Genomic DNA, 21,527 nt, shown 5'->3' with positions numbered 1-21,527 from the left:
TTGCCACGGGCAACGTGACCAATGCGGTGCTGGGCAGCGGTACCGACAACCCGAGCTGCGCTACGGCGGGCGGTTGCGATACAAGCACGCCGGTTGCCGCACCTGCGGTGATCTATCGCAAGTCGGTGGTATTGCCCGTGGGCAAGACCGAAGTGTCGGTAGGCGACGTGCTGACCTACACGCTGACCACGGTGGTGAGCAACTCCAAGACTACCGCTGCGGTGGTGTTGCACGACACCCTGGGTACCGGTCTGGCGTTTGCGGCGGTGACCGTGCCGGGTGCGTATACCGCTGTGACCACGGGCAACCCGCTGAGCTTCACCCTGCCGGCCAATACCGCGCCGGGCAGCTATGCAGTGAGCTACACCGCCACGGTAACGGCCGTTGCCACGGGCAACGTGACCAATGCGGTGCTGGGCAGCGGTACCGACAACCCGAGCTGCGCTACGGCGGGCGGTTGCGATACAAGCACGCCGGTTGCCGCACCTGCGGTGACCTATAGCAAGAGCGTGGTCAGTCCTGCGTCGGGCGTTGAGGTCAAGGTAGGTGATCAGATCACCTACCGCCTGACCACTACCGTCAGCGGTGCGCAGACCACTGCTGCGGTCGTGCTGAGCGACACCCTGGGCTCTGGCCTGCAGTTCAATGCAGTGACGGTTGCTGGTGGTTATGCACATACAAGCGTGGCTGGGAAGGAAGTATTTACCCTGCCGTTGGGCCAGCTGCCCAATGCTGATGGCAGTGGCAAGACCTATGTCGTGGAGTACACCGCGACAGTGACCGCGGCAGCAACCACTTCGGTGGCCAACAGCGTGAGCGGCAGTGGTGGTGGCGGTACTCCGCCGACCTGTTCGGGCTCTTGCACTACAACGACGCCGTTGGGCGCACCGGCAGTGACCTATGCCAAGAGCGTGGTCAGCCCCGCCTCGGGTGTTGAGGTCAAGGTGGGTGATCAGATCACCTATCGGTTGACCGCCACGGTCAGCGGGTCGCAGACCACTGCCGACATCGTCCTGAGCGATACCTTGGGCACTGGCCTGCAGTTCAATGCAGTGACGGTCGCCGGTGGCTACACACGCACAAGCGTGGCCGGGAAAGAAGTGTTTACTTTGCCGCTGGGCCAGCTGCCCAATGCAGACGGCAGTGGCAAGACCTATGTCATGGAGTACACCGCTACGGTGACCGCAGCAGCGATCACGTCGGTGGACAACAGTTTGACTGGCACTGGCGGTGGTACTCCGCCTATCTGCAGCGGTGTTTGCACGACCACCACGCCGGTGGCTGCACCCGCAGTGACCTACAGCAAGTCGGTGGTATTGCCTGCGGGCAAGACCGAAGTGTCGGTGGGCGATGTGCTGACCTACACGCTGACCACGGTGGTGAGCGATGCACAGACCACCGCACCGGTGGTGCTGAGCGACACCCTGGGTACCGGTCTGGCATTTGCTGCCGTGACCGCGCCGGGCGTGTACAGCGCCGTGACCACGAGCAACCCGCTGAGCTTCACCCTGCCGGCCAATACCGTGCCGGGCACCTATGCAGTGAGCTACACCGCCACGGTGACCAACGCGGCCACCGGCAGCGTGACCAATGCGGTGCTGGGCAGCGGTACCGACAACCCGAGCTGTGGCACGAGCTGCACGACCACCACCCCGGTGGCCAAGCCGCTGTTGATCGTGAGCAAGAGCTCGAATCCGGGGAATGGCGGTACCGTCAGTATTGGCGACACCATCACCTACACGCTCAATGTGGTGGTGGAGAACGCGGCACTGTTCTCCGAAGTGCTGTTGACCGATACACCGGACCAGGCCTTGGCGATCAGCAATCTGCCGGCCGGTTGTGCACTCAATGCGGGCGTACTGATCTGCCGTCTGCCGGCAGGTACGCCGGTGGGGACGCATACGTTCAGCTATGACGCCGCGGTGTTGCCGTCGGCCAATGGCAAGGTGAACAACGTGGTTGTGGCTTCAAGCCAGGACCCGTTCATGCCGACGCCGGAGTGCGATGTCTGCACGACCGAGCACAACGTCAATGCGCCGTTGATCCGCCTGACCAAGACTGCGGGCAGCTCTGATGTCAGCATCGGTGACCTGGTGCGCTATTCACTCACCGTCGAGAATGTTGGCTCCAGCGACCTGGTTGACGGCATCGTCATCGATACGCCGCCGGCTGGCTTCACCTATGTGGAAGGCTCCGTCGTCGTCGCTGATGGTGACAAGGCCGGGATGGTGACCGGCAGCTCGCCGCTGCGTATTTCCGGGCTGGACGTCGCGGCAGGGGAAAGCGCGACGATCGTCTATGTGATGCGGGTAGGTGCCGGGGTGCGCTCTGGTACCCACATCAACCAGGCGCAGGTACGTTCGCGTAACAACGAACCGGTGTCCAACACGGCCACCGCAGAAGTGACGTTGACCGGCGATCCGATGATCGACGACAGCCTGCTGTTGGGTACGGTGTTCAATGACCGCGATGGCGATGGCTGGCAGGACAACGCAGAACTGACCCGCCTGCATGTGCAGGGTGGCTTTGCTGCTGATGCCTATGTGGCCGGTTCCACCACCATCGATCGAGGCAATGGTCATCAGGCCGAAGCCGATGCCAGTGCGCCGCTGCTGCATGGTCTGGCACTGGGACGCATCAGTGCCCGTCAATCGGTGGCTGATCCGGTTGAAGACCACCAGTTGGTGATCCGTCAGCACCTTACCCGTCTGGCATTCACCGATGACTTCGTGCTGAGTAATGCCCAGGGCGTAACCCTGCGGATGGGTGCCGATGGCAAGACCCGCACCGAACTTTCAGGCGATGCTGTCAAGGGCTTGAACGCGGCGATGCCGGTGGTGGAGCGTCGCATCGCACAGGCGGCGGACGGCTACGTGGTCGATTACATCATCCGCAACCAGGGAATCGATGAGCGCGGCATTCCGGGCGTGCGCATTGCCTCGGTCGAAGGTCTGCTGATCGAAACCGATCAGTACGGTCGCTATCACCTGGAAGGGGTGGACGGCGGCAGGTGGGAGCGCGGTCGCAACTTCATCCTCAAGGTGGATCCGACAACGTTGCCGGCTGGTTCGGTGTTCACCACGGAGAATCCGTTGCTGCGGCGTATCACTCCGGGTATCCCGGTACGCTTCGACTTTGGCGTCAAGCTGGATGAAGCCTTGATTGGCGGTGGCACCGAGCAGGCAGAGATGGCCCTGGGTGAAGTGTTCTTCGCCCCTGGCAGTGCCGAGGTGCGTGAGCGCTATCTGCCGGTGATCGAAACGATGGCTGCCAAGGTGCGTGAGCACCAGCGTGGCGAGGTATTGATCGAGGCGGGTGCGGAAAACCAATCGCTGGCATTTGAACGTGCCAGCGCGGTCAAGGCAGCACTGCTGGGCCTGCTTGAGGGTGTTGATAGCCGCCAGTTGCAGGTCAGCGTCCGCGCCAGCGTGGATGAAGCCGGCGGCATGGTGTCCGGTCTGGATGGTGAAGGCGTGCTGCTAGGCACCGTGTTGTTTGATACCGACAAGTCGGACATCCGTGCCGAGTTCGGTCCGTTGCTGGATACCGTTGCCAAGACCTTGGAAGGCATGGGCGGCGGCAGGGTTGCGATCATCGGCCATACCGATGTGCGTGCCTCGCATAGCTACAACCTCGCGTTGGGTATGCGCCGGGCCAAAGCGGTCTACGAAGCACTGGCTACACGCATGAGCGTGGAAACACGCGCCAAGTTGAGAGTTGAAGCCGAGCGTGAACCGCAGGCTCAAGCGGGAGCAGTGAAATGAGCCGGTTCAAGCACAAGCCGATGAAGATGAAGCTGTTGGATTGCACCCTGATCAGCCTGCTGGCCAGCGGCGCGCCATGGGCGATGGCACAGGACAGCACCGTTGCGGACGCTGCCGATGGCATCGCCAAGGCGGTCGATTGCGATGCGCAGGGATGCTCGGACGAAGGCGAGCTGTTGGTGCGCCTGGGCACGCGTAGCTATGACCAGCCCCGTAGTACGGACACCAACCGCGGCTCATCTTCGCAGCAGCTGCAGCCGGATCGTCGCGTAAGCATCGGTGTGCAGGCGCCGGGCAAGGCCGTGGCGACTGGCAAGTTCGCCATCGACCTGCCGGGCGGCGGCGTCATCTGGGCAACCGAAGATCCCACCCTGGGCTCAGCCGAGCTGGCGGTGTCCGCGCCATCGATGGTTCCCTTCGATGGCCAGACCATCACCAAGCCGGTGCAGTTCTATGTGCGCGGCAACTACCCCGGCTTCATCCAGCGCATGGAAGTGCGGATCTACCGCAGCACCGACACCGATCTGGTCGAGGCACTGGCGGTCGTTCCCTTGCAGGTGGGCGCGGTCACCAGTGCAACCTGGGACGGCGCACTGCCGTCGCGCTACCGCTTCCGCAAGGGCGACGAGCTGATCTATGTGGTGCGCGCCTACGGTGCCGAGGGGCAGCTGGACGAGACCTATACGCGCAGTCTGCAGTTGGTCTCGCCGGAAGAGATGGAGCGCAGCAACACCCAGCTGCGCAACTCCGTGGAACGCACGCTGGGCACCGCGCTGAGCACTGAACAGGCCCAGACCCAGAGCCTGATCGACACGGTATTCGCTGGCAATGGACTGCGCCTGCAGAACATCCCGTTGTACGGTTCACGCGTGCGCATCCAGGGGCGCAACATTCCTGAGGGCCAGAACCTGACCATCAATGGCCAGGACTACCCGGTGGACCTGGAGCGCAAGTTCGTTGCCGAATACCTAGTGCCGATCGGCCCGCAGGCATTCGCCGTCGAGGTGGGTGGCAAGAACAAGTCTGCCTATACCTTGAACATGGACGTCACCGGACGCTATTTCTTCGGCGTCGGCCTGGCTGACGTGACCATCGCACAGAACAAGGTCTCCGGTTCGGTAGAGCCGTTCTCCGGCGACAGCCGCTACCAAGATGACATCATCAGTGATGGTCGCCTTGCGTTCTATGGCAAGGCCAAGCTGCGCGGCCGCTACCTGATCACTGCCCAGGCTGACACCACTGAACGCGATCTGGACAGGCTGTTCAGCGGTTTCACCCAGGCCGACCCGCAGGATGTGTTCCGGCGTCTGGATCCGGACCTGTATTACCCGGTCTATGGTGATGACTCCAGTACCTACCGTGACGTGGACACGATGGGTCGGTTCTACCTGCGCGCGGACTGGGACAAGAGCCAGGCCTTGTGGGGCAACTATTCCACCGGCTTCACCGGCACCGAGTACGCCCAGTACCAGCGCTCGCTGTACGGTGCGGCGCTGAACTGGCGTTCGGAAGCTGCCAATGCCTGGGGCGATGCGCAAACCGAACTGCGCGCGTTTGGTTCGCAGGCCGAGACCGCACCGGGCCACAATGAGTTCATCGGCACCGGCGGCAGCCTGTATTACCTGCGCCATACCGACCTGATGCCGGGTTCGGACGTGGTCACGCTGGAGGTACGCGACCGCACCACGGGTCGCACCGAGACCCGTGTGGTCCTGCAGCGCGGTACCGATTACGAAATAGATGAACTGCAGGGTCGTATCCTGTTGACCCGCCCGCTGGCGCAGATCAGCCGTGAGAACATCAGCACGCTGACCCGCGATGCACCCTTGGACGGTTTTGAACAACGCCTGCTGGTCGACTACGAATGGGTGCCGACGGGGTTTGACGCCGACGACGTGTCCGCAGGTATGCGAGCCAAGCATTGGTTCGGGGACCATGTAGGCATGGGCGCCACCCATGTGCAGGAGCAGCGTGCAGGCGAGGACTACACCTTGACCGGTGGCGACCTGACCTTGCAGGCCGGGCGCGGCACCTTCATCAAGGCCGAGTACACCCGCACCGAGTCCTTCGGTGCGCCGGTGTTCTTCTCCGACAACGGCGGCCTGAGCTTCATCCAGAACAACGACACCAGTGCCAACCGCAAGGGCGAGGCGAAGGCGGTCGAGGCGCGGGTCAACTTCAAGGAGTTGGGCTGGAGCGAGCAGGACTGGAGCGCCGCCAGCTGGTGGCGGCAGACCACCGCCGGTTATTCGACCGGGCGTTACGACAACGGCCTGCCGGTCACTGAATATGGTGCCGAAGTGCTGGGCCAGTTCACCCCAACGCTGGGCATGTATGCACGCTACTCGCGTGCCGAGCGTGGTGCCGAGTCGCTTACCCAGGCCCAGACCACCTTCGATTGGCGGCTCAACGACGACAGCACGCTGAGCGCCGAGCTGCGCCGGGTAAACGAGGAACGCACCGGTTACGCTGCCGCGGGCACGCTGGGTGCGGTCAAGTACCAGCAGCGGATCAACACATCGGTTGAGCTGTACGGCTTGGCACAGGTGACGCTGGATGACGACGGCGGCAAGTATGCCGACAATGACGCGCTTACCGCTGGCGGCAAGTACATCACCGGCAACAACTCCTCGGTCGGTGCCGAAGCGACCACCGGCGACCGCGGCAATGCGGTCACCATGAATGCCGAATACCGCCTGCACCCTGAGCATGCCATCTACGGTGCATATACCTATTCCACCGACACTACTGCCTACGACTCGTTGTTCTCCAACAACGCGCAGAACGGTTGGACACTGGGTCAGCGTTGGCGCTTGTCCAATCAGGTTAACGTTTACAACGAAAGCCAGTTCCTGAAGGAACGCGCGCAATCAGGCATCGCCCACACCTTTGGTATGGATTTTTATCCGGCCCAGGGCTGGAACCTGGGGTTCACCCTTTCCAATGGTGAGCTGACCACCGATGCCGGTGGTGACGTGCAACGTCGTGCGGTCAGCGTATCCGGTGGCCGCACCTCGCAGGACACCGACTGGCAGAGCAAGATCGAATGGCGTCGTGACCGCGGTGCTGAGCAGCGTGACCAATGGGTCAGCAGCAATCGTTTGACCCACAAGATCAACGAGAGCTGGCGTATCGCTGCACGCTTCAACTATGCCGACACCGATGACAGGCTCAATCCGCTGGCTGGTGCCAAGTTCATCGAAGGTAACTTTGGTTTTGCTTACCGGCCCTGGAACAGCGAGCGTTGGGCGCTGTTTGGTCGCTATACCTACCTGTACGACCTGGCTTCGCTGGGCCAGCTTGGCGGCGCAAGCTATGACCAGAAATCGCAGGTGCTTTCCTTCGAAGGCGTGTACAAGCACGACCAGCGTTGGGAATATGCAGCCAAACTGGCACGTCGCGAAGGCAGCGTCCGCTATGGCCGAGGCAGCGGTCAATGGCTGGATGCGGCTACCACCTTTGCCGCAGTGCAGGCGCGTTACGAACTGGTCTACCAGTGGCACGGCCTGGCTGAATACCGCACGCTGGGAGTTACCGACGGTGGTCGCAAGCAGGGCTGGCTGGTGGGCGTGGATCGTGACATCACCCGCAACTTCCGGGTCGGCGTGGGCTACAACTTCACCGACTTCAGCGACGATCTGACCGACTACGACTACAAACATCGCGGCTGGTTCCTCAACCTGGTTGGCAAGTACTAGCCAGCATCTGGCAACGGGGCGGCACGGCCGCCCCGTTGCTGTAGCCCATACGGGGCGGCGGGCGCGAATCGTATGCGTCAGGATAGCCGCCGCCTTGATGCCGAGGGAATGGCTACACTGGCCCGGCTAAGTCGCACGGGAACTACCCTTGGTCTCCAGCTGGATCCTGCTCCTGGTCTCACTCTGCTATGCCGCGCTGCTGTTCGGCGTGGCCTGGTGGGGTGATCGTCGCCCGCTGTATCCCGACCGCCCGTGGCTGCGGCCGGTGGTCTACAGCCTGGCGCTGGCGGTCTATTGCTCGTCCTGGACCTTCTACGGTGCGGTGGGCTCAGCGGTGCGTTACGGCATCGGCTACCTGCCTATTTATCTTGGCCCGCTGCTGATGCTGATGTTTGGCTGGCGGATCATCGAGCGGCTGGCGCTGATCGCCCGCAGCGAGAATGTCGTGTCCATCGCCGACTTCATCTCCTCGCGCTTCGGCCGCTCGCGGCGGTTGGCGGCGTTGGTCGCGCTGATCGCGCTGATCGGCGTGGTGCCGTATCTGGCCCTGCAGTACAAAGCCGTGGCGATGAGCCTGCAGGTGCTGACCGGTGATGCTGCCGGCAAGGGCTTGCTGACCGATCCGGCGCTGTACGTGGCGCTGCTTATGGCCTTGTTTGCCATCCTGTTCGGCACTCGCCAGGTCGATGCCACCGAACACCACTACGGCATGATGCTGGCCATCGCCGTGGAATCGATGATCAAGCTGTTGGCGATCGTCGCAGTGGGCATATTTGCCTATGTCTGGCTGAGTGATCGCGGCGAGTCGGTGGTGCAGTCGGCACGCACCTTGTTTGAAGGCATGCCGCCGGTGGGATTTGTCTCGCAGACACTGCTCAGTTTTCTTGCGCTGATCTGCCTGCCACGGCAGTTCCACGTAGCGGTGGTTGAATGCGGCAATGCCGCCGATGTGCGTAGCGCACGCTGGATGTTCGGCGGCTATCTGGTGCTGATCTCGCTGATGATCGTGCCAATTGCTACTGCTGGTGCGGCGATGTTTGGCACCGGCCTGGCCTCGGACGACACCTTGGTGCTGGCCTTGCCGATGTCTGCCGGCAGTACGACCCTTGCCCTGATTGCCTACATCGGTGGCTTCTCCGCGGCTACCGGCATGGTCATCGTTTCATCTATCGCGCTGGCGACGATGATCAGCAACGACCTGGTCATGCCACTGTTGCTGCGTCGCAGTGGCGACCACCGCGAGGCCGCCAATGTGGCTTCGCGCGTGCTGTGGATACGACGCATGGCGATCGTGCTGCTGGCACTGGTCGCTTACGGCTATTACCGCGGCAGCAATGACGACACCATGCTGGCCGCCTACGGCCTGATGGCCTTCGCCGCGGTGGCGCAGTTCGCACCGGGCCTGCTCGGTGGCCTGTACTGGCGTGGTGCCAGCCGCCGTGGCGTTGAAACCGGCATGCTGGTCGGCTTTGTGGTCTGGGCCTATACCTTGCTGGTGCCGGCGCTGAGCCATGGTGGTTGGCTGGATGCGAGCCTGCTGACGCAAGGGCCGTTCGGCATCGGCTGGCTGCGACCACAGCAGTTGTTCGGCCTCACCGGCTGGGACCCGCTGACCCATGGCACCTTCTGGTCGCTGCTGATCAATACGGTGACCATGTTGCTGGTGTCGATGCGCTGGCGCCCCGATGTCGCCGAGCGCCTGCGTGCGGCTCCGTTCCTCGATCCGTATGCCAAGCGCCCGGTGGTGGCCGGTGACTGGCCGGCGCACGTCAAGGTACGTGATCTGCTGGCCCTGGCGACGCGCGTCATCGGTGACAACCGGGCGCGGCGTTCGTTTGCCGAACAGGCGCAGTTGCTTGAGCGCGAATTCCAGCCTGCCGCTGCTGCCGACCGTGTATGGGTGCAGTTCACCGAGCGCCTGCTTGCCGCGTCCATTGGTGCGGCCTCCGCGCGTCTGCTGCTGACCAGCCTGCTGCGCGGCTCGGGTATGGACCTGGGTGAAGTGGTAGCGGTGCTGGACGAAGCCGGTCAGGAGCTGCGCTTCAACCGCGAGATTCTTTCGACAACGCTGGAAAACATCAGCGCCGGGGTCAGTGTGGTTGATCCGGAGATGCGCTTGACCGCATGGAACCGGCGTTACCAGCAGATGTTTGGTTACCCCGACGGGATGCTTTACGTCGGCCGCCCGGTTGCTGATCTGATCCGCTACAACGCCGAGCGCGGCGAGCTGGGTTCTGGCGATACCGAAGTGCAGATCAATCGTCGTATCGGCTATATGCGCGCCGGTTCGCCGCATGTGTTCGAACGTACCGGTGCCGACGGCAAGGTGATCGAGCTGCGTGGCCAGGCCTTGCCCGGTGGCGGTTATGTCACCAGCTACAACGACATCACCGACTTCAAGAACGCAGAGCAGGCGCTGCTGGAAGCCAACGAGACACTGGAACAGCGTGTAACCGAACGCTCGCAGGCGGCTGAAGCTGCACAACAATCAAAGACACGCTTTCTTGCGGCGATCAGCCATGACGTGCTGCAGCCCTTGAATGCAGCGCGTCTGTTCGCATCGGCACTGCGCGACAGCTTGCACGAGACCGACGAGCAGCGGCATCTGGCCGAGCGTGTCGATGCTTCCCTGCGCGCGGCCGAAGAGTTGCTGGATGGCCTGTTGGATGTGTCGCGACTGGATGCAGGCGGCCTGCGCCCGACCATCAGCGAATTCGATGCCAGCGTGCTGGTGCGCGAGCTGGCGGCACAGTATACGCCGGTAGCAGCGGGACGCGGTCTGCGTCTGCATGTGTTTGCACGTACCGCGTGGGTGCGCAGTGATCGGCGCCTGTTGCGCCGCGTGCTGCAGAACTTCATGGCAAATGCGCTGCGTTACACGCGCAGCGGTCGCATCGTACTGGCGCTGCGTGTGCGTGGCGATGAGGTTGAGCTGCAGGTATGGGATACCGGTCCGGGCATTCCCGAGCACCACATGCAGCAGATCTTCAACGAGTTCCACCGCTACCAGCAGCCGTTCGACTGGGGTGAGCAGGGTCTGGGTCTAGGCTTGTCGATCTGCCAACGCATCTCCCGCCTGCTCGATCACGGCTTGAATGCGCGTAGCCAGCCTGGCCACGGCAGCATGTTCTCGATCAGCCTGCCGCGTGTGGAAACACCGGCAGTGCCGATGCCGCCGCCGCGTCAGCAGACCGCCTTCGGCGGTGATGACTCATTGGCCGGTATGCGCGTGCTGTGCGTGGATAACGACCAGGAAATTCTCGACGGCATGCGCGCCTTGCTCGGCCGCTGGAAGGTGGAGGTCATCGCCGCCAGCACGGTGGACATGGCGCTGGAGAAATTGAGTGAGCAGCCCGACGTGATGCTGGTGGATTACCACCTGCATGACAGGCTCGATGGATTGGATACCTTGATCGCCCTGCGCGAAGCCGCGCATCGGCCCTTGCCGGGCGCCTTGTTGACTGCCGATGGCCGCGATGAGTTGAAACGCATGGCCCGCGAACGCGGCTACCGCGTGCTGACCAAGCCGGTGAAGCCGGCCTCGTTGCGCGCGTTCCTGACCGCATTGAACGACCCGCGCAGGCGCTAGCAGGCAACGGGTGGTGCCGAGCCATGCTCGGCAGGGGGCTTTACCAGCGAAAAGCCAACCCCTCCCCAACCCGCCCGGCCCGAAGGCACAGCCTTCGGTCGTTCATCAGGCCGCGCGCCAGTGGCGCGCAAGCAGGCCTTCTTCACCCCCTTCGCTACGCGAAAGGGAGGGACCAACTGCGGTAGTGCCGAGCCATGCTCGGCAGAGGCTCTACCGGTAGTGCCCCAGCGCAGCATGGCTGCGCTCTACAGGTGGTGCGCTGGCTTCGCGGCTTATGCCGCTCCAACGGCGGCGGTTGCCGCACTCAGGTGCTCGTACAGAATCGCGCAGCCGATGATGATCAGGATCACGCCGCCAACGATTTCCGCGCGCTTGCCAACCAAGGCACCAAGGGCACGGCCAAGCATGATGCCGATGGTCACCATGGTCATCGTGCACAGGCCGATCACCAGCGCGACCACGCCGATATGCACATCAAGAAACGCCAAGCCAACGCCTATGGCCATCGCATCGATGCTGGTGGCGAAACCCGTTGCAGCCAGGGTCCAGAAACTCTTGTGCTGTTCGCCTGCATCCTCGCCGTTGTTGTCGGCTGCGCTCTCATCGTCTGGCTTCAGGCCGGCAATGATCATATGCGCACCCAGCAGGCCAAGCAGACCAAACGCGATCCAATGATCGAAGGCTTGCACGTACTGCGAAGCAGCGCGGCCCAGCAGCCAGCCGATGATGGGGGTGATGGCTTCGATCACGCCGAAGATCAAACCCGCGCGCAGGGCGTCGAGCAGGCGTGGCTTGCGCATGGCAGCGCCCTTGCCGACCGCTGCAGCGAAGGCGTCGGTGGACATGGCGAAGCCGATCAGAACAATGGAAATGGGAGACATCAGGATTACCGGGTCGGGCGGACACAAACGGCATGCGCCGCGCCCAACCGTAGTTGCGCACGCATGCCGCTGGTCTCGCCAACCGGGTCTGGCTGCCCACACCACGGCGCACTGGCCGAGTATGTTGACGTGGGCGCTTCCAATGCTGGAAGCAGGCTACTCCCCAAGGGAGCGCGGATTCTAGCATGGCCCACAATCTGAACGGCGAGCCCCGGGCTACCGGCTTGGCTGCGGGACTGAAACATCACTGTCATCGAAGCATGGCTTGATACGCGCGCACGGCTGGCGCAGCGCGGTAATTTCCTGCAAATCAGCACTCAAGAAACCTGATATGTGGCCGATTTCGAGGCATCTCTACGCCCGGAGTGCGGCATGAAGTTTCCCCTTGGAATCGCCCAGAAACTGCGTCTGAGCCTGCTGGCGCTGGTGGTCGGCCTGCTCGTCATCGGCTCGGCTTATGCCTGGCTCAGTGTTGGCATGCGCGGTGCCGACCAGCGGCTGCAGAGTTACCAGCAGGATGCCGCGCAGCTGGAGGCACTGGTGGCCGCGTTTGCCGAGGCGCGCCGCGCCCAGGCCGAGTATGCCATGTCGTTCTCGGCCGCCGCCGGGCAGGCGTTTGTGGCTGCCAACGCACGCCTGCAGGCTTTGCTGGCCACGGACAAGAAGGGGGCAGGTTGGGAGCAGGCATTGCGCGCGCCTCTGCTTGACTATGTTCAGTCCGGGCAGGCATTGGATCAGCGCATCACCGAACTTGGCCACGATGCCGACAGTGGCATGCAGGGCCAGCTGCGCAATGCCGTGCACGAAGTGGAGAACCTGATCGGCGAGCATCCCGATGCAGCGCTGCAGGTGTCGATGCTGACCATGCGCCGCTACGAGAAGGACTTCATCCTGCGCCGTGAGCAGAAATACGCGGACGAATTGAGTGCGCAGGTGATGCCCTTCGAGCTGCTGCTGCAGGCAGCGCGCATGCCGGACGGCAGCAAGCAGCAGGTGCGCGATGCGATGCAGCGCTACCAGGAGGCATTCCTGTCCTATGCAGCGGCGCGCTATGGGGCCGACAGCGAGACCCAGGCGATGGACGACCTTGCCGGCAAGGCCTTGCCGGTGCTGACCCGCTTGCAGCAGACACAGCGCGCCAGCCTGGCCAAGCAACGCGACGAACAGGCCGCAGCGCGGCGTTGGATGGATGCGGCCTTCGCTGCCACCGTGCTGGTGGTGGGCTTGTTGCTGGTCAGTCTGCTGCTGTTGTTGCTGCGTGCGGTGGAACGGCCGCTGGCCGACGCGGCGGCCTTCGCCCGCGCCATTGCCGACGATGATCTGGACGGCCGGTTGGTGGTGCGCAACGCGCATGACGAGATTGGTCGGTTGGCGGCGGCGCTGATGCAGATGCAGTCCAGCCTGCGCGAGCGCATTGCCGGCGAACGCCTGGCGGCGGGGGCCAACCGGCGGGTACGCCAGGCGCTGGACGTGGCCAGCGCCGCGGTGCTGGTGACGGATGCCGCAGGCCGCGTGGTCTATGCCAATCCGGCATTGCAACAGGCCTTCGCCCAGGCCGGGATCGAAGGCGCGGCCGAGGTCGACAGCGAGGTGGCCGAACTCGGGCCGGCAGTTGCCGCACTCGTGCGGGCAGCCTTCGAGCAGAGCGTGGCGATGGATGCGGAGGTGGAGCTGGGTAACAGTGGCTTCCTGCTGCGGGCCAGCCCGGTGTTGGAAGCTGATCGGGTACTTGGCCTGGTGATGGAATGGCAGGACCGACGGCTTGAGCGGGTGATCGTCAACGAAGTGGCCGCGGTGGTCGCGGCCGCGACCGCCGGCGACCTGCAGGGACGCATCGTGCTGGCCGACAAGCAGGGCTTCGTGCTGCAGCTGGGCGAGCGCATCAATGCCCTGCTGGACAGCGTGCAGGCGCAGGTGGCGGATGCGACGCGGGTGATCGGCCACTTCGCCCACGGTGACCTGAGTGCGCGCATGCGCGGCGACGGCCAGGGCATCTACGCACGCCTGCGGCAAGGGCTGGAGGAGGCCATGCAGCAGGTCGGCGGCATCGTCGCCCGCATCCAGCAGTCGGCGGGCAGTGTGCAGGCCGCGGTGGGCGACATGGCCAGTGGTACCGCCGATCTGTCCGGGCGCGTGGAACAGCAGGTGGGTGATGTGCAGGAGGCGTTGCAGCGGGTGCGCTCGGTGGCCGGTGAGGCGCGCGAGAATGCCGGCAGTGCACGCGAGAGCGCGCTGGTGTCGGCGCAGGCCAGCGATGCGGCCGAACGCGGGCGCCAGGCCACGGCCGCCGCGATCACTGGCATGGACCAGTTGCGGGCGTCCTCACGGCACATCCGCGAGATCGTCGCCACCGTCGACAGCCTGTCGTTCCAGACCAATCTGCTGGCACTGAACGCTGCGGTCGAGGCCGCGCGGGCCGGCAGCCACGGGCGTGGTTTCGCGGTGGTGGCCAACGAGGTGCGCCAGCTGGCACAGCGCTCGGCGGAGGCGTCCAAGCAGATCCGCGGCCTGATCGACGCATCGCTGCGGCAGGTGGAGGAAGGCGCGCGGCTGGCTGACAGCAGCGGTGCGGCGATGCAGGACATCGGTGGTCGGGTGGCGCAGGTGGCCAGCGCGCTGGAGCGGATCGATGCGGGCTCGGCGCGGCAGGTCAGCGCGGTGGATGATGTGGAGCGCCTGTTGCGGCGTATCGGCGAAGGCACCCGCCAGAGTGGCGAGGTCGCACGCGCCTCATCGCAGGCGGCGCAGGCGATGCGCGAGCAGACGCAGGAGCTGGCCGCAGCGGCGGAAGTGTTCGTGGTGGATGCGACGGCAGCAGCGGAACCGGTGCTGCAGCGCTCGGCATGAGCTGCAGCTCCCTCCCTTGCGCAACGCGCAGGGGAGGGGGGCGCAAGGGTAGTTGTTGGCGCTCAGCCGCAGGCAAGCGCCAGCAGCAACTCAATCTTCTTCCGGTGGCAGCACGATGGCGTCGTCGTCGATGGCCAGCTTGCCGGCCATCAGCACCGCCTGGGTGCGGTTGGTGACGCCGAGCTTGCGCAGGATGGCGGTGACGTGGGCCTTGATGGTGGCCTCGGAAACGCCCAGGTCATAGGCGATCTGCTTGTTCAGCCGGCCCACGCCGAGCATCTGCAGCACGCGGAACTGTTGCGGGGTCAGCTCGCGCAGGCGCTGGCCGACCTCGCGTTCTTCGTTCGGGGTCGGCGGCACGTTGTGTGCTTCGGCCGGGGCCCAGCGCTCGCCATCGAGGATGGTGCCCAGCGCGTGACCGATGGTGTCCGAATCGGCGGATTTTGGAATGAAGCCGAATGCGCCATGGTCCAGTGCGCGTCGCATCACCGTCGCTTCCTCGCGTGCGGAGACCACCACGATGGGCAACTGCGGGTGCAGCGAACGCAGGTGCACCAGCGCATTGAAGCCTTGTGCGCCGGGCATGTTGAGGTCCATCAGTACCAGGTCGGCGTCGGGGTGTTGTTCGGCCAGTGCGTACAGTGCTTCGACGCTGTCGGCCTCCATCAACTGCACGCCGGGAATGACGCGTTGCACCGCGCCCTTGAGGGCTTCGCGGAACAGCGGATGGTCATCGGCAATGAGGAGGGTAGGCATATGCGATCCAATGCTGAAGTAAGGGGCGTGACGCCCTTCCGGTGAAACAGGATACCGGCTGCGACGCTGATCCACGCCCTCCACATGGACCGACAGCCGGGGCACCGTGGTGCCCCGGACAGCTACCGCTTAGCGAACCTTGCGCTCTTCCACCAGCGACGCCACCACCGACGGATCGGCCAGCGTGGAGGTGTCACCGAGCTGGTCCGGGGCGTTCTCGGCGATCTTGCGCAGGATGCGGCGCATGATCTTGCCCGAGCGGGTCTTGGGCAGGCCCGGTGCCCACTGCAGGTGATCCGGCGCGGCGATCGGGCCGATTTCCTTGCGCACCCAGGCCACCAGTTCCTTGAGCAGCTCGTCGGTCTGTGCTTCGCCGGCGATCAGGGTGACATAGGCATAGATGCCCTGGCCCTTGATGTCGTGCGGGAAGCCGACCACGGCCGCTTCGGCCACCTTCGGGTGCGAGACCAGTGCGCTTTCCACCTCGGCCGTGCCGATGCGGTGACCGGACACGTTCATCACGTCATCGACGCGACCGGTGATCCAGTAATAGCCGTCTTCATCGCGACGGCAGCCGTCACCGGTGAAGTAGCTGCCCGGGTAGGTGCGGAAATAGGTGTCGATGAAACGCTGGTGGTCACCGTAGACGGTACGCATCTGGCCCGGCCACGAATCACGGATGATCAGGTTGCCTTCGGTGGCGCCTTCCAGCGCCTCGCCGTCGGCACTGACCAGCGCCGGCTGCACGCCGAAGAACGGCAGCGTTGCCGAGCCCGGCTTGAGGTCGGTTGCACCCGGCAGCGGCGAGATCAGGATGCCGCCGGTTTCGGTCTGCCACCAGGTATCGACGATCGGGCAGCGCGCATCGCCAACCACGTCGTAATACCAGCGCCAGGCTTCCGGATTGATCGGTTCACCAACGCTGCCGAGCAGGCGCAGGCTCTTGCGCGAGGTGCGCTTGACCGGCTCCTCGCCGTCGCGCATCAGCGCACGGATGGCGGTGGGCGCGGTGTAGAAGATGGTGACCTGGTGCTTGTCGATCACGTCCCAGAAACGCGAGGTGTTCGGGTAATTCGGCACGCCTTCGAACATCACAGAGGTGGCGCCGTTGGCCAGCGGGCCGTAGACGATGTAGCTGTGGCCGGTAACCCAGCCGACGTCGGCGGTGCACCAGTAGATATCGTCTTCGCGCAGGTCGAACACCGCTTCATGGGTGTAGGCCGCGTACAGCAGGTAACCGCCGGTGGTGTGCAGCACGCCCTTGGGCTTGCCGGTGGAGCCGGAGGTGTAGAGGATGAACAGCGGATCTTCCGCGTTCATGCGCTCGGGTTCGCACTCGGCCGGCTGGGTGTCCACCACATCGTGGAACCAGCGATCACGCGGTGCCTGCATGTCGACCGCACCACCGGTGTGGCGCACGACCAGCACGGTTTCCACGGTATTGGTGCCGGGCAGCTTCAGCGCGGCATCGACGTTGGCCTTCAGCGGCACCTTCTTGCCACCACGCAGGCCTTCGTCGGCGGTGATGATCAGCTTGCTGGCGCAGTCGCCGACGCGGTCGGCGATGGAGTTGGCAGCGAAGCCACCGAATACCACCGAATGGATGGCACCGACGCGGGCGCAGGCCAGCATCGCCACCGCGGCATCGACGATCATCGGCAGGTAGATGGTGACGCGGTCACCCTTCTTGATGCCGAGGTTGCGCAGCGCATTGCCCAGGCGGCAGACGCGCTGGTGCAGTTCGCGGTAGGTGACCTTCTGCGCCGGGCTGTCCGGGCCATCGGCCTCGAACAGGATGGCGGTCTTGTCGCCGCGCGTGGCCAGCTGCCGGTCCAGGCAGTTGACGCTGACATTGAGTTCGCCGTCTTCGAACCACTTGATGCGGAAATCGTCGAGCTGGTAGCTGACGTTCTTGATCTTGGTCGGCTTCTTGTACCAGTCCAGGCGTTCGGCGGCCTTGGCCCAGAACGCATCGGGGTTTTCGATAGATTCGCGGTACAGCTGTTGGTACGTGTTCTTGTCGATCCGTGCCTTCTCGGCGAACGCGGAATCAACGGGATATACATCAGTCATGGCAACCCTCACCTTTGCACTTGTAACCAATGAATGAGCCCTGTCGTGGGACAGGGCCGGGACACCCCAAGTGTGCCGCATCCGCCCCCCATCGCGCTGCCCCCTTTGTTAGACGATGGTCGAACAGACGCCTGCTTACGACTAATGGCGAATAGCCGGCCGCTGCCATCGCCGCGCACGCTGGCTGCGACCGTGCAATCGACGCGGACCGTTCGCCAGCCTGGAGAGAGGCAGTCCCGATGAATCGAAACATGTTGAAAACGGCCCGCCGGCCACTTGCCGCTGCCCTGTTCGTCGCGCTGGTCGCGCCGGGAATGGCCTTCGCCGAGACCGCAAAAGAGAAGGCGCTGGAAGCACGCGTCGCCGATCTTGAACGCCAGGTGCAGCTGCTGCTGTCCACCCAGCAGCAACAGCAGGGCGCCATCGCCCAGACCCAGAGTGAAGTGGTGCAGGTCCGTACTGCGCAGGCCGAGCGCGCTGCCGCACCGGCGGTGCCGGCGGGCAAGCAGCCGATTCAGGTCACCAGCATCACCCCGGGCGCGGCGGCGGGCACGACCTTCAAGGTGGGTGGCTTCATCAAGGCCGATTTCCTCGCCACCCGTACCGGTGACGGCCAGCTGGCCGATGACGCCACGGGGCGCGCGCTGTATCTGCCGGGTCAGACCCCGGTGCACGGCGCCGGTGGTTCGGGCAAGGCCTCGGACGTTGACTACAACGCGCACGCCAAGTTCTCGCGCTTCAACCTGGGCGTGGACCATGTCGCGGAGAACGGCGACAAGGCCGGCGCGATGGTCGAGATGGATTTCTTCGGAAACTCGCTGGGCAACCAGACCGCGACCAACACTTATGGCGTCACCCTGCGCCACGCCTACATGTACTGGAACAAGTGGTTGGCCGGCCAGACCTGGTCCAACTTCATGGACGCGGCCTCGATCCCGGAAGCGGCTGACTTCGTCGGCCCCACCGATGGCGTGATATTCGTGCGCCAGGCACAGATCCGTTACACCAACGGCGGCCTCAGTGTTGCCCTGGAAAACCCGGAAACCACCACGCTTACCGGCACCTTCAACGCGGTCACCAACAAGTGGAACGTGCCGGCGGTTGCCAACTCCGACCGTGGTTCAATGCCCGACCTGACCGTGCGTTACGGTTGGAAGGGCGACTGGGGCACCTTCGGCGTCGCCGGTCTGGTGCGTCAGCTCAAGCTCGACAACCAGACCACCGGTGCCGATGCCAGCAAGGTCGGCGGCGGCGTCACCCTCGGTGGCAAGTGGCTGATGGGCGATGCCGATACCCTGCATTACCAGCTGACCGGCGGCGAAGGTATTTCGCGCTACATCGGCCTGGGCATCACCGCCGATGGCGGCTATGACGCGATCCGCGACGAGATCGATCCGACCGGCGTGGTTGCCGGCTATGTCGGCTGGCGCCATGCGTTCACGCCGAAGCTGCGCACCAACCTGATCTACGCACGCAGCGACTACGACAACAATGCATCCATCACCGGTGACCTGGTGACCAAGAGCGTGCAGTCGATCCGCGGCAACATCTTCTACACGCCGATGCCCAAGGTCGATGTCGGTGCCGAGTTGATGTATGGCGTGCGCGAGATCGAGAACGGCAAGAAGGGCGATATCAGCCGCGTGCAGTTCACCACCAAGTACAGCTTCTGACCCATCCGGTAGTGGCGGCGCAGTGCTGCCGCTACCGCGTCTGAAATGTAGTACGCCCCATCTCCCTACCCCCACGGGGAGCACTCATGTGACCGTCAAGGCATCTCCGCGTGCCGTGGCGTTCGTATTCCCAACGCCTGGAGAATTCCGATGAATGCTTCCGTCGATCCCCGTGTAGAGCGGATCGCCTCCAACCCGAAGTACCAACGGCTGCGCAGTACGCGCAACAAGCTGGGTTGGTTCCTGACCATCCTGATGCTGCTGGGGTATTACGGCTATATCGGCCTGATCGCCTTCGACAAGGCCTTCCTGGCCACGCCGATTGGTGCCGGCAAGATCACCACGGTCGGCATTCCGATCGCCTTGGGATTGATGGTGTTCACCATCCTTATCACTGGCTTCTACGTGCGTCGTGCCAACAAGGAATTCGACAAGTTGACCGAAGAAATCGTGGAGGAAGCGCAATGACCCACTCCTTCCTGCGAACCGGCGCCTTGCTCGGTCTGCTGATCGCCAGTGGTGCGGCCATGGCTGCCGGTGGCGACATCGGCCAGACCGTGCGCCAGCCGACCAACTGGACCGCGATCATCATGTTCGCGACCTTCGTGGTGTTCACGCTTGGCATCACCAAGTGGGCCGCCGGCCGCACCAAGTCGGCGTCCGACTTCTACACCGCCGGTGGCGGCATCACCGGTTTCCAGAATGGCCTGGCCATCGCTGGTGACTACATGTCGGCGGCGTCCTTCCTCGGCATCACCGCTGCGGTGATGACCAATGGTTACGATGGCCTGATCTACGCACTGGGCTTCCTCGTCGGTTGGCCGATCCTGACCTTCCTGATGGCGGAGCGCCTGCGTAACCTCGGCCGCTTCACCTTTGCCGACGTCGCCGGCTACCGCTTCCAGGCCAAGCCCATCCGCATGTTCGCGGCATCGGGCACGCTGGTCGTGGTGCTGTTCTACCTGATCGCACAGATGGTTGGTGCCGGTGCGCTGATCAAGCTGCTGTTCGGCCTGGACTACTGGATCGCAGTGGCGCTGGTCGGCGTGCTGATGATGGTCTACGTGCTGTTCGGCGGCATGACTGCAACCACCTGGGTGCAGATCATCAAGGCCTGCCTGTTGCTGTCGGGCGTGACCTTCATGGCCGTGATGGTGATGTGGCACTTCAACTTCAGCTTCGAGGCGTTGTTCACCGAGGCGGTGCGGGTCAAGACCCAGATCGCGGCCAATGGCGGCAAGAGTGCTGAGGAAGCGGCCAGCACCGGCCTGGCGATCATGGGGCCTGGTGGCTTCGTCAAGGACCCGATCTCGGCGATCTCGTTCGGCATGGCACTGATGTTCGGTACCGCCGGCCTGCCGCACATCCTGATGCGCTTCTTCACCGTTCCCGATGCAAAGCAGGCACGCAAGTCGGTGCTGTGGGCAACCACCTGGATCGGCTACTTCTACATCCTGATCTTCATCATCGGCTTCGGCGCGATCGCGCTGGTGTTGACCAATCCGGAGTATGCGGACCCGGTCACCGGCACCATCCAGGGCGGTCCGAACATGGCAGCCGTGCTGGTCGGCAAGGCCGTCGGCGGCAACATGTTCATGGGCTTCATCTCGGCCGTGGCCTTCGCCACCATCCTGGCCGTGGTTGCAGGCCTGACGCTGTCCGGTGCATCGGCGGTGTCGCATGACCTGTATGCCACCGTGTTCAAGAAGGGCAACCCGGCACCGGGCTCGGAGCTGCGTGTATCGCGCATCACCACCTTGGCATTGGGCGTGATCGCAGTGCTGCTGGGTATCGTGTTCGAGAAGCAGAACGTGGCCTTCATGGTGTCGCTGGCCTTCGCCATCGCTGCATCGGCCAACTTCCCGGTGCTGATCCTGTCGCTGCTGTGGAAGGATTGCACCACCCGCGGTGCGGTGATTGGTGGCTCGTTGGGCCTGGCCTCGTCGCTGATCCTGACCCTGCTGTCGCCGTCGGTATGGGTGGACACGCTGGGCAATGCGGCCGGCAGTGCGCCGTTCCCGTACACCAGCCCGGCACTGTTCTCGATGACGATTGCCTTCGTCAGCATCTGGTTCTTCTCGATCACCGACAAGAGCAAGAACGCACAGGCCGAACGTGCTGCTTACCCGGCACAGGAAGTCCGTGCCGAGACCGGCATTGGTGCGAGCAAGGCTCCGTCGCACTAAGCATTGGTAACGTTTGAAACAACGGCCGGCCTTGTGCTGGCCGTTGTCGTTTGAGCGGTT

Annotated in this window: 10 protein-coding genes and 1 riboswitch; of the genes, 7 read left to right on the top strand and 3 right to left on the bottom strand. The window is 63.9% G+C overall.

Annotation, left to right across the window (positions count from 1 at the left end; genetic code table 11):
• From ACVOMF_RS09305 to ACVOMF_RS09295, 3 genes are all read left to right on the top strand, one after another.
• Window positions 1–3,764: isopeptide-forming domain-containing fimbrial protein (locus ACVOMF_RS09305; protein ID WP_481509029.1), on the top strand; the 3,764-nt coding region annotated here is incomplete at its 5' end.
• A complete protein-coding gene (locus ACVOMF_RS09300) occupies window positions 3,761–7,462 on the top strand; it encodes a TonB-dependent receptor (RefSeq protein ID WP_481509028.1) in 3,702 nt (1,233 codons plus the stop codon). The genes ACVOMF_RS09305 and ACVOMF_RS09300, both read left to right, overlap by 4 nt.
• A 148-nt stretch (window positions 7,463–7,610) precedes the next feature.
• Window positions 7,611–11,051, top strand: coding sequence for a hybrid sensor histidine kinase/response regulator (locus tag ACVOMF_RS09295; protein ID WP_481509027.1), 3,441 nt, complete (start codon window positions 7,611–7,613; stop codon window positions 11,049–11,051).
• A gap of 272 nt (window positions 11,052–11,323) precedes the next feature.
• On the opposite strand, the gene ACVOMF_RS09290 is transcribed toward ACVOMF_RS09295, so the two are convergent.
• The gene (locus ACVOMF_RS09290; RefSeq protein WP_481509026.1) at window positions 11,324–11,932 is read right to left on the bottom strand and encodes a manganese efflux pump MntP; all 609 of its coding nucleotides are present in this window, start codon (window positions 11,930–11,932) and stop codon (window positions 11,324–11,326) included.
• A gap of 9 nt (window positions 11,933–11,941) precedes the next feature.
• A riboswitch (yybP-ykoY riboswitch) is annotated at window positions 11,942–12,104 on the bottom strand.
• Between the two features lie 200 nt (window positions 12,105–12,304).
• On the opposite strand from ACVOMF_RS09290, the gene ACVOMF_RS09285 reads away from it, so the two are divergent.
• On the top strand, window positions 12,305–14,779 hold the full coding sequence (locus ACVOMF_RS09285) for a methyl-accepting chemotaxis protein (RefSeq protein WP_481509025.1): 2,475 nt from the start codon (window positions 12,305–12,307) through the stop codon (window positions 14,777–14,779).
• 90 nt (window positions 14,780–14,869) lie between these two features.
• Here the strand turns inward: ACVOMF_RS09285 and ACVOMF_RS09280 are convergent, their stop codons facing one another.
• Together ACVOMF_RS09280 and acs are read right to left on the bottom strand one after the other, a co-directional pair.
• Window positions 14,870–15,535: a response regulator transcription factor gene (locus tag ACVOMF_RS09280; RefSeq protein ID WP_057629262.1), complete on the bottom strand. Its 666-nt coding sequence runs from the start codon at window positions 15,533–15,535 to the stop codon at window positions 14,870–14,872.
• 129 nt (window positions 15,536–15,664) lie between these two features.
• Window positions 15,665–17,608 (bottom strand): acetate--CoA ligase, encoded by a 1,944-nt coding sequence (acs, locus tag ACVOMF_RS09275; RefSeq protein WP_481509024.1) that lies wholly within the window; start codon window positions 17,606–17,608, stop codon window positions 15,665–15,667.
• A gap of 239 nt (window positions 17,609–17,847) precedes the next feature.
• On the opposite strand from acs, the gene ACVOMF_RS09270 reads away from it, so the two are divergent.
• The 3 genes from ACVOMF_RS09270 to ACVOMF_RS09260 all read left to right on the top strand — a co-directional run bounded on the left by ACVOMF_RS09270 (window position 17,848) and on the right by ACVOMF_RS09260 (window position 21,467).
• Window positions 17,848–19,281 carry a DcaP family trimeric outer membrane transporter gene (locus tag ACVOMF_RS09270; RefSeq protein ID WP_481509023.1) on the top strand — a complete coding sequence of 478 codons (1,434 nt, stop codon included), beginning with the start codon at window positions 17,848–17,850 and terminating at the stop codon, window positions 19,279–19,281.
• 150 nt (window positions 19,282–19,431) lie between these two features.
• The gene (locus tag ACVOMF_RS09265; RefSeq protein ID WP_431595488.1) at window positions 19,432–19,749 is read left to right on the top strand and encodes a DUF485 domain-containing protein; all 318 of its coding nucleotides are present in this window, start codon (window positions 19,432–19,434) and stop codon (window positions 19,747–19,749) included.
• The gene (locus tag ACVOMF_RS09260) at window positions 19,746–21,467 is read left to right on the top strand and encodes a cation acetate symporter (protein WP_481509022.1); all 1,722 of its coding nucleotides are present in this window, start codon (window positions 19,746–19,748) and stop codon (window positions 21,465–21,467) included. Before ACVOMF_RS09265 ends, ACVOMF_RS09260 begins: the two co-directional genes overlap by 4 nt.
• Window positions 21,468–21,527 lie beyond the last annotated feature (60 nt).

The organism is Stenotrophomonas sp. STEN022, from assembly GCF_056760155.1.
Note: the sequence above shows the minus strand (reverse complement) of the source record. Positions and strands in the feature narration are given on the sequence as shown.